The organism is Streptomyces sp. NPDC025638, from assembly GCF_055558775.1.
Window position 1 is genome coordinate 20,901 of the sequence record NZ_JBVHLX010000029.1, and the last position, 14,756, is coordinate 35,656.

15 protein-coding genes are annotated in these 14,756 nt (G+C 70.9%); 3 read left to right on the forward strand and 12 right to left on the reverse strand.

The window, feature by feature from the left end; genetic code table 11:
* The first annotated feature begins 216 nt into the window (after positions 1–216).
* Positions 217–837 (forward strand): outer membrane protein assembly factor BamB family protein, encoded by a 621-nt coding sequence (locus ACZ4EG_RS42825; protein ID WP_467794488.1) that lies wholly within the window; start codon positions 217–219, stop codon positions 835–837.
* Positions 800–1,438 carry a PQQ-binding-like beta-propeller repeat protein gene (locus tag ACZ4EG_RS42830; protein ID WP_467794489.1) on the forward strand — a complete coding sequence of 213 codons (639 nt, stop codon included), beginning with the start codon at positions 800–802 and terminating at the stop codon, positions 1,436–1,438. Before ACZ4EG_RS42825 ends, ACZ4EG_RS42830 begins: the two co-directional genes overlap by 38 nt.
* Here ACZ4EG_RS42830 and ACZ4EG_RS42835 read toward each other — a convergent pair.
* The 6 genes from ACZ4EG_RS42835 to ACZ4EG_RS42860 are packed head-to-tail and all read right to left on the reverse strand — an operon-like array spanning position 1,328 to position 8,188.
* Positions 1,328–2,572: a vWA domain-containing protein gene (locus ACZ4EG_RS42835; protein ID WP_467794490.1), complete on the reverse strand. Its 1,245-nt coding sequence runs from the start codon at positions 2,570–2,572 to the stop codon at positions 1,328–1,330. The two genes, ACZ4EG_RS42830 and ACZ4EG_RS42835, sit on opposite strands and share 111 nt — an antisense overlap.
* Positions 2,565–3,473 (reverse strand): AAA family ATPase, encoded by a 909-nt coding sequence (locus ACZ4EG_RS42840; RefSeq protein ID WP_453557751.1) that lies wholly within the window; start codon positions 3,471–3,473, stop codon positions 2,565–2,567. Before ACZ4EG_RS42840 ends, ACZ4EG_RS42835 begins: the two co-directional genes overlap by 8 nt.
* Complete coding sequence (locus ACZ4EG_RS42845) at positions 3,466–4,392, reverse strand: XdhC family protein (protein WP_467794491.1); 927 nt, start codon at positions 4,390–4,392, stop codon at positions 3,466–3,468. The genes ACZ4EG_RS42840 and ACZ4EG_RS42845 overlap by 8 nt, the downstream gene beginning before the upstream one ends.
* Positions 4,393–4,402: 10 nt before the next feature.
* On the reverse strand, positions 4,403–6,775 hold the full coding sequence (locus tag ACZ4EG_RS42850; RefSeq protein WP_467794492.1) for an aerobic carbon-monoxide dehydrogenase large subunit: 2,373 nt from the start codon (positions 6,773–6,775) through the stop codon (positions 4,403–4,405).
* Complete coding sequence (locus ACZ4EG_RS42855; RefSeq protein WP_453557745.1) at positions 6,772–7,314, reverse strand: (2Fe-2S)-binding protein; 543 nt, start codon at positions 7,312–7,314, stop codon at positions 6,772–6,774. The genes ACZ4EG_RS42850 and ACZ4EG_RS42855 overlap by 4 nt, the downstream gene beginning before the upstream one ends.
* A 1-nt stretch (position 7,315) precedes the next feature.
* Entirely contained in the window at positions 7,316–8,188 is an 873-nt protein-coding gene (locus ACZ4EG_RS42860; RefSeq protein ID WP_453557743.1) for an FAD binding domain-containing protein, read from the reverse strand.
* A 115-nt stretch (positions 8,189–8,303) separates the two neighbouring features.
* Between ACZ4EG_RS42860 and ACZ4EG_RS42865 the strand changes: the two genes are divergently transcribed.
* On the forward strand, positions 8,304–9,260 hold the full coding sequence (locus ACZ4EG_RS42865; RefSeq protein ID WP_467794493.1) for a LysR family transcriptional regulator: 957 nt from the start codon (positions 8,304–8,306) through the stop codon (positions 9,258–9,260).
* A gap of 294 nt (positions 9,261–9,554) precedes the next feature.
* On the opposite strand, the gene ACZ4EG_RS42870 is transcribed toward ACZ4EG_RS42865, so the two are convergent.
* From ACZ4EG_RS42870 to ACZ4EG_RS42895, 6 genes are all read right to left on the reverse strand, one after another.
* Positions 9,555–9,785: a hypothetical protein gene (locus ACZ4EG_RS42870; RefSeq protein ID WP_467794494.1), complete on the reverse strand. Its 231-nt coding sequence runs from the start codon at positions 9,783–9,785 to the stop codon at positions 9,555–9,557.
* A 44-nt stretch (positions 9,786–9,829) separates the two neighbouring features.
* The gene (locus tag ACZ4EG_RS42875) at positions 9,830–10,969 is read right to left on the reverse strand and encodes an inorganic phosphate transporter (RefSeq protein WP_453557737.1); all 1,140 of its coding nucleotides are present in this window, start codon (positions 10,967–10,969) and stop codon (positions 9,830–9,832) included.
* 218 nt (positions 10,970–11,187) lie between these two features.
* Entirely contained in the window at positions 11,188–12,429 is a 1,242-nt protein-coding gene (locus ACZ4EG_RS42880) for a cytochrome P450 family protein (protein ID WP_453557735.1), read from the reverse strand.
* A complete protein-coding gene (locus ACZ4EG_RS42885; protein ID WP_453557733.1) occupies positions 12,426–13,409 on the reverse strand; it encodes an amidohydrolase family protein in 984 nt (327 codons plus the stop codon). Before ACZ4EG_RS42885 ends, ACZ4EG_RS42880 begins: the two co-directional genes overlap by 4 nt.
* Complete coding sequence (locus ACZ4EG_RS42890; protein WP_467794495.1) at positions 13,406–14,293, reverse strand: NAD(P)-dependent oxidoreductase; 888 nt, start codon at positions 14,291–14,293, stop codon at positions 13,406–13,408. Before ACZ4EG_RS42890 ends, ACZ4EG_RS42885 begins: the two co-directional genes overlap by 4 nt.
* Positions 14,290–14,628 carry an antibiotic biosynthesis monooxygenase family protein gene (locus tag ACZ4EG_RS42895; RefSeq protein ID WP_453557729.1) on the reverse strand — a complete coding sequence of 113 codons (339 nt, stop codon included), beginning with the start codon at positions 14,626–14,628 and terminating at the stop codon, positions 14,290–14,292. Before ACZ4EG_RS42895 ends, ACZ4EG_RS42890 begins: the two co-directional genes overlap by 4 nt.
* Positions 14,629–14,756 lie beyond the last annotated feature (128 nt).

The window sequence follows — 14,756 nt, forward strand, 5'->3', positions numbered from 1 at the left end:
CGGCCGGCGATTCTGCGCCACGACCCGGGTCTTGCCGCAAGCCCCCCAGTGCGCTATAAGTTGAACATGGCAAGGAGTGGGCAACCTCCCTTGCCCTTCCTTTTGCCATCCGCAAGGACGGTCCCACGGGCCCACGGATGCAGCCACAAAAGGGATGCAGCCACAAAGGCGAGTTAGGCTCTGGCTTCCCCGTTCCCTCGCCCGAAAGAGCCTGCTGTGGTCTCCGATGACAGAGCGCCGTTGAGGATCAAGACGGATGCGGGGGGAGGCCTGTGGACGCTGAGTGCGCCAACCGGAGTGCTGGGGCGGCCAGTTGTCGTGGACGGCACCGTATACGTACGGGTGTCGGGAGACCGTATCGCTGCCGTCGACGCGGACGCCGGCCGGATCCTCTGGTACAGCGAGGCGCTCGCCGAACCTGAGCCGGCCGGGCTGGCACGTGCGGACGAGGTGGTTGTGGTCCCCGTACGACGGGAGTCCGACCGCAGCGGATTCACCGCCCTGGACGCGGCGACCGGCAAGGTGCGGTGGACCCGCCGCAAGTCCGGGCTGCACCGGGTTGCCGCCGTCGGGGCGACCGTGCTGCTCTGGAACGACACCAGCGACGACCGAGGGAAGATCGCCGGTTTCGACGCGCTCACCGGCGAGCCCCTGTGGGAAGACGAATACGAGCGGATCCGGGGCCTGCTGGTGCGCGGGGACCGGGTGATCCTGGACGCCGGGGGGCCACCGTGCTCTGGACGCCCGCACCGGCGAGGAACTCTGGCACCAGGGGTACGGCACCCTGCTCGGCCAGGGCGTGACGGGCGACGCGGAGTTCTTCCAGAGCTGGAATGACGGCTCCTACCCCGAACTGTCCCTGCGCTCCTCCGACACCGGCAAACAACTGACCACGACCCGCTTCCCGAAGCGGGCGCTGAAGCATTTCTTCGGGTCGCCCGCACCGGCCGACGGTGGCCGGGTGGTGTTCGGCAGGGCTTTCGAGCGTCGCGTCCAGGTCTTCGCCCATGGCGGGCGGGAACGGGCCGAATCACTGGCCGGTCGGCGGCTCGGACGATGGCGCTTCACCTCCTTCAGGGACCGGCCGGTTTGCGTCGGCGACTGGGTGTACGCGGTCACTTGGCGCAACCGGCTCCACGCGGCCGAGATCGGGGGGCGGCGCGGCCTGCGGCGGCTGCCGGTGACCGCCCCGGACGGCCGGGCGGTGCAGAGGCCGACGGAGATCGCCGCCGGACCGGAACACCTGTTCGTTGCCGACGGTGACACCATCGCGGCGGTCCGCGACGGCCGAGTGCTCTGGGCGGCGGCGACGCTCCCGTACGACGGGTCACCGGTGCCGCTCGGCACCGACCGCGTACTGTTCCGCTCCCGAAGCCGGGACCGGAAGGAAGTCCGGCTGCACTGTGCTGACGCGGAGACGGGTCGTCGCCTTCTTTGACGGGGCGGACAGTGCGGCGGCGAAGTCGTCCAGGGCCGCCAGGTTGTGGGCGCTGACGACGGCGTCGCAGTAGGGCAGAGCCGCGGCCATGCCGGCCACGAGCGGACGGTAACGAGGGCTTGCGGTGCGCGGGTTGACCCATACGACGCGGTAGGCGACCCGGGACAGCCGCGCCATGTGGGTGGCGAGGTCGGCGGGTGTGCCGGTGTCCCAGCCGTCGGAGATGATGGCGACCACGGCGCCGTGCGCCATGCCGCGCCGGCCGAACCGTTCGTTGAACTCCGCCAGGCACTCCGCGATCCGGGTGCCCCCGGACCAGTCCGGTGCCGCCCGTCCGGCCCGTGCGAGGGCGTCGTCCGGCCCGGCCCGCCGCAGGACGGGCGTCAGGCGGGTGAGCCGGGTGGCGAAGGTGAAGACCTCGGCGTGGGTGGCGTGGGCGGCACAGTAGAGCAGTTGCAGCATCGCGCGGGCATACGGCTCCATCGATCCGGAGATGTCGCAGAGCACGACGAGGTCGCGGGGGCGGGTGCGGGGCACGAAGCGGCGCAGCCGCAGCGGGTACCCGCCGGTGCGCCGGCTGTCGGACAGGGTGCGGCGCACGTCGATGCGCGCACCGTGGTGTGCGGTCCGGCGTCGGCGGGAGGGCCGGGTCGGGGTGCGGAGCACCATGGTGCGCATCATGTCGGCGAGCCGCGCCAGTTCATCGGCGGACAGGTCCGCGAAGTCGCGGTTGGCGAGACGGTCGAGCGGACTGGCGGCGAGGGGGACAGGAGCCTCCCTCGGCTGTGCGTCGGCCTCCCGGGCGGGTCTGTCCGCGACGGCCCGCCGAGCGCCGGGGACGCGGCCAGGAACGGTGTTCGGAAGCGATCGGGCCGGGTCACCGGGCTGCCCGCGCTGCACTCCGCGGTCGCCCGGCCCGCCGAAGACCTCGCGGAAGACCACGTCGAACGGCTCGATCTGCTCGCGGTCGGACACCAGGGTGGCGAGCGCACAATGCCGCAACTCGCGCGTCGTCGCCGGGGCCAGCACGGTGAGCGCGTGAGCGAAGCTCCGGGTACGGTCGGGGCCCACGGGGATCCCCGCGTCGCGCAGGGCGGCGGTGAACGAGGCGGCCAGTTCCGGCAGGTCAGGCATCGGAGCCTGCCTCCGTGTCGATCAGTTCCGCCAGTCCGGCCCGGCGCACGGCCTCCAGATCCTCGGCGTACTTGAGTACCGCGCCCAGGGTGCGGTCGGCAGCGTCGGCGTCGAGGACGGACAGGCCCAGGGTGTGCAGCGCGCCGGCCCAGTCGATCGCCTCGGCGATGCCGGGCGGCTTGGTGAGCTCCTGCCGGGCGCGCAGCCGGGCCACCCCGCGGGCCACGCGCGGGGCCAGCCACTCGGCCGACTCCGGTACCCGTCTGCGGATGATCGCGGCGACTCGTGCGGTGTCCGGGTAGTCGATCCAGTGGTAGAGGCAGCGGCGTTTGAGCGCGTCGTGCAGATCCCGGGTGCGGTTGGAGGTCAGCACGGCCACCGGTGGTACCGCGGCCGTCCGGGTGCCCAGTTCGGGGATGGTGACCGCGGCATCGGCGAGCAGTTCCAGCAGGAACGCCTCGAACTCGTCGTCGGCGCGGTCCACCTCGTCGATGAGCAGCACCGCGGGCCGCGGTCCCGGGTGGCAGATCGCGGCGAGCAGCGGCCGTGGCAGCAGATAGTCCTCGGTGAACAGGTCGGCGTCCCGCAGGGGCTCCCCGCGGGACTCGGCCAGCCGGATGGCCAGGAGCTGCCGTGGATAGTTCCACTCGTAGAGAGCTTCGGCCGAGGACAGCCCCTCGTAGCACTGGAGCCGGATCAACGGGGTTTCGAGCACGGTGGCGAGCGCGCGGGCCGCCTCGGTCTTGCCGACGCCGGGTTCGCCCTCCAGCAGGATCGGCTGCCGCATGCGCACGGCCAGCAGCAGCGCCGTGGCCAGGGCGTCGTCGGCCAGATAGCCGACGGTGTCCAGCCGGGAGCGCAGGGCGGAGACATCGGGTACGAGGGCGTCGAGGTCAGGCATGCGCGTACCGGGAGGGGTCGTCGGCGAAGGCGTGCTGGCACCCGGGCCCGCAGAAGTACACCGTGGTGCCGGCCCGGTCCAGGGAGAGGGTGGCGGGCGTGATCGGTACGGTCATGCCGCACACGGGGTCCACGTCCTCGGCCACTGCCTGAGGCGCGGCGGTGCCGGTTCCGGGGTGTGCGGCGCGGGCCGTCTGCGGCCGCAGGGCGATGATCTCGGCGTACACCGACAGTGCGATCTCCGCCGGGGTCCGGGCGCCGATGTCCAGGCCGGCCGGGGTGCGGACGCGCACGCGTTGTCCCTCGCTGAGATCCAGCCCGGCGAGCACCGTCGCGCCCCGCTTCGGACTGGCCACCAGACCGATGTACGGGACCCCGGCGCGCGCGGCCTCGATCAGAATGGTCTCCTCGTCGCGGCCGTGCGTGGCGATGACGACGACGTCCAGATCGGGTGGCAGCGGCTCCCCGGGCGAGGCGGGCCGGGCGTCGAGGCCGAGGACGCGACCGACGTCGAGCAGAGCGCGGGCGATGGGGGCGTGTCCGTAGACGTACGCCAACGCCGGGGGAAGGTTGGCTTCGAGGAAGATGTCGAGCGTGCCGCCCGACAGACAGGGATTGGCCACCGTGACCAGGCCCTCGCCGGGCTCCTGTGCGACTTCGGGCCCGCTGTCCGCGGTGGGCGTGATCCTCAGGAGCAGCGACTCGCCGGTCTGCAGCACCCGCAGGCCCTGCAGTTGCACCGTCGTCTCGGCGCATGTGCCGCCCACGAAGCCCTCGACGGTGCCGTCGGGCAGCACCAGCGCGCTGTCCCCGGGCTTGGCGCTCGTGGGCCGTTCCGCGTGGACGACGGTGGCCAGGACGAACGGCGTCCGGCCGTGCCGGAGCACGTCCGCCCGGGTCAGCAGTTCGGTGTTCGTCATCGCGGGCGCCTCAGGTGATCGCCAGGTCCGTGCGCAGCGGCCGGCCCTGCGCGGCCCGCCACACCGCGGCGGGAGTCAGCGGCATGTCGACATGGCGTACGCCGAGCGGCTTCAGCGCGTCGACCACGGCGTTGACCACCGCGGCGGGTGAGCCCACCGTGGCGGACTCGCCGACGCCCTTGGCTCCGATGGGGTGGTGCGGGGAGGGGGTGACGGTCTCGCCGAGTTCCCAGGACGGGCACTCGACCGAGGTGGGCAGGAGATAGTCCATGAACGATCCGCCGAGGCAGTTGCCGTCCTCGTCGAAGGCGATCACCTGCATCAGTGCCATGCCGAGGCCGTCGGCGAGTCCGCCGTGCACCTGACCCTCGACGATCATGGGGTTGATCCGGTTGCCGCAGTCGTCCACGGCGATGAACCGGCGGACCTTCACCTGGCCGGTGTTCGCGTCCACGTCGGCGACACATATGTAGGCGCCGAAGGGGAAGGTGAGGTTCGGCGGGTTGTAGACGCAGGTGGCGTCCAAGTGGCCTTCGACGCCCTCGGGCAGCTCCAGGTTGGAGTGTGCGGCGAGCGCGATCTCGGCCATGGTCCGTCCCTGGTCGGGGTCGCCCGTGACGAACCAGCGGCCCTTCTCCCATTTGAGGTCGTCCGGGCTCACTTCGAGCATCGCGGAGGCGACGATCTTCGCGCGTTCGCGCACCTTGCGGGCGACCATCGCGGCCGCCGCTCCGGACACCGGCGTCGAGCGCGACCCGTAGGTGCCCAGCCCGAACGGAGTCTGGTCGGTGTCGCCGTGCACCACCTCGACGTCCTCGGGCGGGATGCCCAGCTCCTCCGCCACGATCTGCGCGAAGGTCGTCTCATGCCCCTGGCCCTGGGTCTGCGCGGAGATCCGCAGTACGGCCTTGCCGGTCGGGTGGACGCGCAGTTCGGCACCGTCGGCCATGCCCAGTCCCAGGATGTCCATGTGCTTGCGCGGGCCCGCGCCGACCGCCTCGGTGAAGAAGCTGACCCCGATGCCCATCAGCTCCCCGCGCTCCCGCTTCTCGGCCTGCTCCCGGCGCAGGTCCTCGTAGTGCGCGATGTCCATCGCCAGCCGCAGGGCGCGCGGGTAGTCGCCGGAGTCGTACTCCCACCCGGTCTGCGTCCGGTACGGGAACTGCCCGGGCCGCAGCAGATTGCGCATCCGCAACTCGGCCGGGTCCATGCCGAGTTCGGTGGCGAGTACGTCGACCATACGCTCGACCAGGTACACGGCCTCGGTGACGCGGAACGAGCAGGCGTAGGCGACACCGCCAGGAGCCTTGTTGGTGTAGACGCCGGTCACGGCGCAGTGCGCGGCGGCCAGGTCGTACGAGCCGGTGAACACGCCGAAGAAGCCGGCCGGGAACTGCGTCGGCTGTGCGGTGGCGTTGAACGCGCCGTGATCGGCGATCACATGGACGCGCAGGCCCAGGATCTTCCCGTCCTTCGTCGCCGCGATCTCGCCGTGCATGTGGTAGTCGCGGGCGAAGGACGTGCTCATCAGGTTCTCCGAGCGGTCCTCCACCCACTTGACTGGCTTGCCGGTGACGATCGAACCGACGACCGCACACACATAGCCCGGGTAGATGCCGACCTTGTTGCCGAAACCGCCTCCGATGTCCGGGGAGATGATGCGTATCTTGTGCTCCGGGATGCCGGCCACCATCGCGTACAGCGTGCGGTGGGCGTGCGGGGCCTGCGTGGTGGACCACACCGTCAGCTTGCCGGTGATGGCGTCCATGTCCGCGACGGTGCCACAGGTCTCCAGCGGCGCCGGGTGCATCCGCGGATACAGCATGTCCTGCGCCACCACGACCTCGGCGCCCGCGAACACCTCGTCGGTGCGCTCCTCGTCTCCCGCCGACCAGTCGAAGATGTGGTTGTCGCGCTGGCCCTCCTTGTCGTCGCGGATCACCGGTGCGTCCGGCTCCATCGCCCGCAGGGCGTCGACGACCGGTGGCAGCGGCTCGTACTCCACATCGATCAGCTCAAGAGCGTCCCGCGCGGCGTAGCGGTCCTCGGCGACGACGAAGGCGACCTCCTGGCCCTGGAAGCGCACCTTGTCGGTGGCCAGCACCGCCTGGGTGTCGTACGAGATCGTGGGCATCCAGGCCAGCCCGAGACCGGCCAGGGTCTCGCCGGTGATCACGGCCTTGACCTTGGGGTGCGCCTCGGCGGCGCTGGTGTCGATCGACACGATCCGGGCGTGCGCCAGCGGGCTGCGCAGAATGGCGCCGTGCAGCATGCCGGGCAGCCGGACGTCGTCGACGTAGGTTCCGTGGCCGCGGACGAACCGCGCGTCCTCCTTGCGGGTCATCCGTCCGAAGCCGACCGGCCGTTCCTCGGTGGTCGTCATGCCCGCACCTCCTCGCGGCCGGGCGCCGGCTCTTCACGAGCGGGCGCCGGCTCGGTGCCCGTGTCCGCGGTCCGCGCCCCGCCGCCGTGCTCGGCAGCCCAGCGGATGGAGCGCACGATGTTCTCGTAACCGGTGCAGCGGCACATCTGTCCGGAGATCGCCTCGCGGATGTCCTCCTCGGACGGATCCGCGTTGTGGTCGAGCAGCCAGCGGGCGGTCATCATCATCCCCGGCGTGCAGAAGCCGCACTGCAACCCGTGGCAGGCGATGAATCCCTGCTGCACCGGGTCGAGTTCGGCCCCGTGCGCCAGGCCTTCGACGGTGCGCACCTCATGGCCGTCGGCCATGACCGCGAGCACGGTGCACGACTTGACCGGCGTTCCGTCCAGCCATACGGCGCACACGCCGCAGTTGGAGGTGTCGCAGCCCCAGTGGGTGCCGGTGAGCCCGAGTTCGTCACGCAGGAAGTGGACGAGGAGCAGCCTGGGCTCGACGTCCCTCGTGTGCTGCTCGCCGTTCACGGTCACGGTGATCCGCATGTCACGCCTCCTGCCCCTGGGCGCGTGCGGCGGCGGCGCGTAGCGCCCGGGTGGTGAGCTCAGCGGCCAGATGCCGCTTGTAGTCGGCGGGGCCGCGCTGGTCCGCCGTCGGCCGGCACTCCTGCGAGGCGATCCGGCCCGCCTCGGCGAAGGCTTCGTCGTCCGGCCGCCCGCCGCGCAGGAAGTCCTCGGCCTGCTCGGCCACGAACCGCGGCGCACCCACCGCCGTCAGCCCGATACCGGCCTCGGTGATGACCCCCTCGGAGATCTCCAGCACCGCGCCCGCGGCGACGACCGCCCAGTCGCCGACCCGGCGCTCGACCTTGCGGTAGGCACTGGCGTGCGAACGGATGGGCACGCGGACCTCCACCAGAAGGTCCGCCTCGTCCAGCGCGGTCTCGTACGGTCCGAGGAAGAACTCCCTGATCTCGATGGTGCGCCTGCCGCGGGGGCCCTGGGCGACAAGGGTGGCGCGCAGGGCCGAGAACGCCGCGGACAGGTCCTCCGACGGATCGGCCTGGCACAGGGAGCCGCCCACGGTGCCGCGGTTGCGTACGAGCGGATCGGCGATGACCCGTTCCGCGTCCCGCAGGATGGGGAAGTGCTCGCCGACGACCGGCGAGGCGAGCAGCTCGGCGTGGCGGACCATCGCCCCGACCGACAGGTCGTGCCCGTCCACCCGGATCAGCGCCAGCTCGCCGAGGCCGTTGATGTCGATCAGGGCTTCGGGCTGGGCCAGCCGCAGCTTCATCATCGGCAGCAGGCTGTGTCCGCCCGCCACCACCCGGGCCTCGCTGCCGTAGCGTGTGAGCAGCTCGATCGCATGCTCGACGCTGGAGGCCGTCTCGTACTGGAAAGCAGCCGGAACCTGCATCGGGCCCTCCTGGAACGTTGTGCCCTCCGCTGTGCAGTGATGCTGCGCTCTTCCGCACCCGCCATGCAACGGATCGATAAGCATTCACTTATCCCGTCAAACGCGGGAAAATCGGATGGTGACCGTCACCCAGCTCAGCACCTTCGTGCTGGTTGCCCGGCTCGGTTCGGTGAGCGCCGCGGCGCGGACGCTGGACGTGAGCGAGTCCGCGGTGTCGCAGGCGCTCACCGCGCTGCGCACCCACTTCGGTGATCCGCTCATCCAGCGCACCGGCGGCGGTGGAATGCGTCTGACGCCCGCGGGGGCGCGGCTGCTGCCGGTCGCGTCCCGGATGGTTGCGCTGAGCGCGGATGCCGAGACGGCGGTGCGGGCGGCGCGGGGCGCGCCCGACGAGCTACGGGTCGTGGCCACGAGCACGCTCGCGGAATTCGTCCTCCCTTCGCTCGTGGAGGCCTTCGCCGACCGCTCGGGGCGCAGGACCGAGACCTCGTTCGGGGTGGCCGCCGGCAACGAGATCCGTGTGCTGGTGGAGAACCGGCTGGCCGACGTCGCGCTCGGGCCGTATCTCGGCGCCCGCAGGGGCGAACTGGTCAGCGAGCCGCTGTTCCGTACCCAGCTGGTCGTGGTGACCGGCGCCAGGTCGCCACGACCGCCCGGTCCACCGCCGCAGTGGTCGTGGCTGGTCGACTCCTCCGGAACCGATCCGGACGCGGACTCCGGGCGGCTGCTGCGCCGGCTCGGTGTGGCCGAGGGGCATGTGTGGGTGTTCCCCAACCAGGCCGCGACCTGGGCTGCCGCCGCCGAGGGCGCGGGCGTGGCACCCGCGCCGGCCCATCTGGTGTCGCCCCGCATCCGCCGCGACGACCTGCGCATCCTGGAGACCGCGGCCACGCCCTGGGACACCACCTGGCACGCCACCGTCCTGCCGCCCGAGCACCGCTCCCCGGCCACCGACGCGTTCCTGTACTTCCTGCACACCCCCGCGGCAACCCGCATCATGCGCGCACCCGGCGCAGGCGTCCCACCGTCCCGGTTCCGGCCGCCGGTGTACGTCACGCTGTGGGGCGGGTGAGGGGAGATCAGCGGTCACGATCGCCCCGCTTCAGGTGCGATCCCGCCGGCGGTCACAAGCGACTGAAGCGGTGGCGCGGTCCGGCCGTGACGTCGAAGTCGCGTACGAGATGGTGCGTCGCCCAGCTCGCACCGATCGTGCCGGTCCCGACGCTCGCCACGCGGTGGACGGGCCTGTGAGATTCCATGGCTGCGGTGTTCATGAGCCAGCCTCATCCCGTGGAAACACCCGGCGCATCGGGCTGCGAGCCCAGGATTCGGGCGCTGCCCAGGTACCGCGGTCCAGGGCCTTTCGTCACACGCCGATGATCAGGGCGAGCCCGAAGCCCGCGACCGCCAGGCACGCCGCGAAGCACAGCACCGCGGCCGCGGTGGCGGCTGTCCGGATGGCGCGGGCGTGTTCTCCGCCCTCGCCGTCGTCATGGGGCCGGGCGGCGATGCCGAGGGAGAACAGCACGACCGTGAGCAGCGTGATACCGAGACTCACAGCGATCACGCCGCCGAAGGCGCCCCAGTCGATGTTCATTGCCCTGCTTCCTTTCGCTGACGGACCGGACGGCCGCCCGGCTTTCACGCCGCGGTCTGCTCCGCGTGCTCGGACAGTCGGGCGGGCAGTTCGTTGACGTTCTCCGGGGTCACGGCGCGGCGGCGCGACAGGGCCCAGAACCCGGCCGCCGCGGCCGCCGCGGCGGCGGCCACCAGGGCCACGCCCGCCGTGCCGTGGTCGGCGATCCAGGCGGCCACACCACCGATGGCCGCCGCCGAGGGCAGCGTGAGCAGCCAGGACACCGCGATGCGCCCGGCCACGCCCCACCGCACCTGGGCCAGTTTGCGCCCCAGGCCGGCGCCCAGGATGCTGCCGGTGCACACCTGCGTGGTGGACAGGGGGAATCCCATGTGGGACGAGGCCAGAATCACGGTCGTCGCGCTGGTCTCGGCCGCGAAGCCCTGAGGTGCCTCGATGTCGGTGAGCCCCTTGCCCATGGTGCGGATGATCCGCCAGCCGCCCGTGTACGTGCCGAGAGCGATCGCCAGTCCGGAGGTGAGCACCACCCACCAGGGCGGCCCGGAACCGTGGGTGAGCACCCCGGCGGAGATGAGGGCCAGGGTGATGACCCCCATGGTCTTCTGCGCGTCATTGGTGCCGTGGGCCAGCGCGACCAGCGACGCCGAACCGATCTGGCCCCTGCGGAATCCGCTGCGCGCCTGACCGGGAGCCGTGCGCCGGGTGATGACGTAGGCAAGGTAGGTCGCCAGCACTGCCACGACGCAGGCGACGATCGGCGACAGGACGGCAGGGATCACGATCTTCTCGATGATCGCCCCGAATTGCACCGCGGACCCCCCGGCGCCCACCCACACAGCACCGATCAGCCCCCCGAACAGCGCGTGCGACGAACTCGACGGCAGCCCGGCGAGCCAGGTCATCAGGTTCCACAGGACCGCGCCGACGAGTCCGGCGAAGATCATCACCAGGGACACCTTGGCGTCGTCCACGATGCCACCGGAGATGGTCTTGGCGACTTCCGTGGACAGGAACGCGCCCGCCAGATTGAGCACCCCCGCGACGACGACGGCCATACGCGGCCGCAGGGCCCCGGTGGCGATCGACGTCGCCATCGAGTTGGCCGTGTCGTGGAAGCCGTTGGTGAAGTCGAAGGCCAGGGCCGTCAGGATGACTACGACGAGGAGAAACGAGACGGTACCCACTGGGAGACCTCCCGAGGCAGGCTGGACCCGCGCCCGCCTGCCGTCTCAGCTCGGACGCGTCGTGTCTTCCACGCTAAGCGGCGTCCTACCGGCCCGCGACCGTGAGGGTCAGCTCAGGCCTGGGGTCCAGCTCATGGGGTGAAGCCCGGGGTTCAGCTCATGGGGTGAAGAGGGAGGGCAGGGCCGCCCCGGCGGGACGGCCCTGCCTTCGGCGTCGGTCACTCAGCTGGTTCGAGTACGACCGGCAGCTCCGCGAGGCCACGGAAGGCCGGGAAGGGAACCTCCAACCACCGTGCCTCACCGCGGGGTTCGGCCGGCCTCATGCCGGGGAACCGGTCGAACAGGATGGTGAGGGCCAGCTGCGTCTCGAGCCGGGCCAGCGGGGCTCCCAGGCAGTAGTGGCTGCCGTGCCCGAACCCCAGATGGGCGTCCTGCGCGTTTCCCGGCCGCATCACATCCAGCCTGTCCGGGGCGTCGAACTTCAGCGGATCGCGGTTGGCCGAAATGAGGGCGATCTGCACCAGGGCGCCCTTCGGGATGCGCGTCTCGCCGTACTCCACGTCCTCGGTCGCGTACCGGAACGTCGCGGTCTCCACGGAGCCGTCGTAGCGCACCAGTTCCTCGACCGCCGCCCGGATCAGATCCGGGTTCTCCCGCACGGCCCGGAGCTGGTCGGGGTGGGACAGAAGGTGGTGGACCGAGTTGCCGATCAGGTACGCGGTCGTCTTGTGACCCGCGAACATCAGCAGGAACGCCGTGGAGACCAGCTCGCTCTCGGTGAGCCCGCCGTCGTCGTCCCGGGCGGCGATGAGCGCACTCAGCAGGTCGTCACCCGGGCGGCTCCGCTTGGCGGCGATGAGTTCCGTGAAGTACGCGTGCAGATCCTCCTCGGCCTTCTGCTGGGCCCGCTTGGCCTCCTCGTCGAACCCGCTCTGCGCCACCGTGGAGGACAGATTCTGCATCCGTGACCGCTCCTGCGGCGGCACGCCGAGCAAATCGCAGATCACGATGATCGGAAGCGGGAACGCGAACGCCGGCAGCAGGTCGAAGGGCTTCTTGGCCGGGCAGTCGTCGAGCAGACTTCCGACGATCTCCTGGATCTTCGGCCGAAGAGCCTCCACGCGCCGTGGGGTAAACGCGGAGTTGACCAGTCGGCGCAGCCGCGTGTGCTTGGGCGCGTCGGAGTTGAGCATGTTGTCGTCCAGCGCGACGGACGAGTCCCCGAAGATCCTCCGATAGGCGTCCATGGCCCCGTACATGTCCTTGCTCAACCGCGGATCCGACAGGGCGGCCCGCGCGTCCTCGTACCGGGTGATCAGGTACGTCTCGTTGCCGTGCGGCGGTCTCATGGGGCAGACCGGCGCCGTGTCGCGCAGATGGGCGTACACCGAATGAGGATCGCGCCGGAACTCCGGAGTGCAGCGTTCGGCCGCGGTGACGGCCTCTTGCGTGGTGGTCACGGACGGCTCCTGAGGTCGAAGAGAGCCTCGGCGTTGCCACCGAGGATGAGCTGCTGGGACGCCTTGTCGACCGGCAGCTTCTCGATCATGCGGATGAGTTCCTCCAGCGGCGCGGCCAACGGCGGTGAGTCGGTGCCGAACAGCATCCGCTCGGGCCCCAGCACCTCCGCGTTCAGGCTCAGATGCGCGGAACTGAACGGGCTCGTGTCGACGTACATGCGGTGCAGCGCCCCGGCCGGGTCGGCCGCCGGGTCCTTGGCCGCCGGCGATGCGGTGGCGGCCTCGGGTCGGCCGGAGGGCGGCGCACCTCCGGCCCAGTGCCGGGGGCGCGCCGCCGTTTGCAGGCGCTCCGGCAGCAGGGCCATCGCGCCGCCGCCGGTCGCGCCGATCAGCCGTAGGTCCGGGTACTTGTCCAGCCATCCCGCGAACGCGATCATGGCCATGCCGACGGTGACATCGCCGAACCGGCCGATCTGCTCGACGAAGCCGATCTCGTCGACCCGTTCCGTGCCGACCGGTTCGGCCGGGGCATGGACCAGGACCGGCACTCCCGCCTCCGCGGCCAGCGCGAAGAAGGAGTCGGCACGCGGGGAGCCGAGCAGCTCCCCGCGGACGCTGGACGTGGTGATCAGGCCGACGAAGGCCGGATCCGCGAGCGTCTCCCGCACCCCTTCGAGGTGATCGTCGTCACCGAACGGGTTGGCGTACACGTAGCCGCGCAACTGGTCCGGGAACCTGGCGATCAGCCCCGACATCCAGGCGTGGAAACTGCGCAGCCGGTCTCGTGGTTGCGCGTAGTTGTCCACGCCCGGTACCCGCGCCATCGCTCCGGCGCCGACGGGGCTGCCGATGATGGTGAGGTCGATCCCGGCCTCGGCACGAGCGGCGAGCATGCCGTCGACGTCGGTCAGGCTCGGGGGCATGGGGAAGCGTTTGGCCGCCTCCGGTGGGGAGAGATGCCCGTGGATGTCAATGATCACGTTTCGTGTCCCGGTTTCGGTGTGAGTGCGCGGGTGACCGCGGCACAGTCCTGGTCGCCCAGTCCTTGCTCGGCGGCGCGGACGTGGGTCTCTGCCGCGGCGGTCACCAGCGGCAGGCTCAGGCCGGCTGCTGCTGCCTGCTTGGAAGCGAGCATGAGGTCTTTCGCCATCAGCCGCAGCCGGAAGTCCGGCTCCTCGAAGCGACCGGAGACCAGGCGCCGGGACTTGAACGCCATGACCGGCGAGGCGAAACCGCTGCCCGCGATCGTCTTGAGGACCAGCTGCCGGTCGAGCCCGGAGGCCGCCGCCAGTTCGGTGGCCTCGGCCAGGGCCTGCACCTCAATGCCCATGAGCAGGTTGAGGCACAGTTTCATCCGCATGCCGGACCCGAGTTCGCCCAGATGGACGACCTCCTTGCCCAGCATCTTCAGCAGCGGGCGGCAGGCGTCGTACGTGCTCTCCTCGCCGCCGACGAACAGCCGCAGCTCTCCGTCGCGGGCGTGGTCGGCGTTGCCGAGCATGCCGACGTCCAGAACCGAGGGGATGTCCCCGGCGATTTGGACGATCTCTTCGGGCGCGACGGTGCTGGTGCAGATCAGGACACCGGGGTAGGGCCCCTCGGCCAGCACGCCGTCCGGACCGTGCAACACGGTGCCGAGGGCTTCGCCGTCGGCGACGGCGCAGATGGCCGCGGTCGTACCCTCGATGGCGTCGGCGGGGTGGTCGGCGACGTGGGCGCCCGCCTTGGCGAGCGGTCCGGCCCGCTCGGCGGTACGGTTCCAGACCCGGACCTGTATGCCCTGTTCGAGGAGGCGGGTGGCGAGGCCGGAACCCATCGTGCCGAGACCGAGGACGGCGATGGGGCCGTTGGCGATCCGCGTCATGACATCGCTCCCTTGGTCTCCTTGACGACCCGGAACCGCAGCGACTGCGTCGAATCGACCCACTGGCGCAGCGGGGCCACCAACTCGCGGTGCTCCTCGCTCTGCTGCCACTTGAAGAAGTCCTCGGCGGTCTTCCACTCACTGGTGATGACCCACTGACGGGAGTCGTCGACGGGTGCTCCCAGCCTCTCGACGATGTGGCCGGGAGTGCTGGCCACGGACTTGCGGAGCCGGTCGTACAGATCCAGGAAGCCCTGCTCGCCGCCCTCGATCACACGGACCGTGAAAACGACGCACAGCTTGTCGGCCGAGTGGCCCTTCTGCTTGGTGTCCATGTCTCCTCCTGACGGTGAGAACCGGTGGGACACGACACCCACGGACTCATGTCCCCCGTGCGGACGCAACTCCGAATGGGGGACATGCCAGTTGGGACAAGGGGTTCACGCTCCGCAGTAGGGCCGTT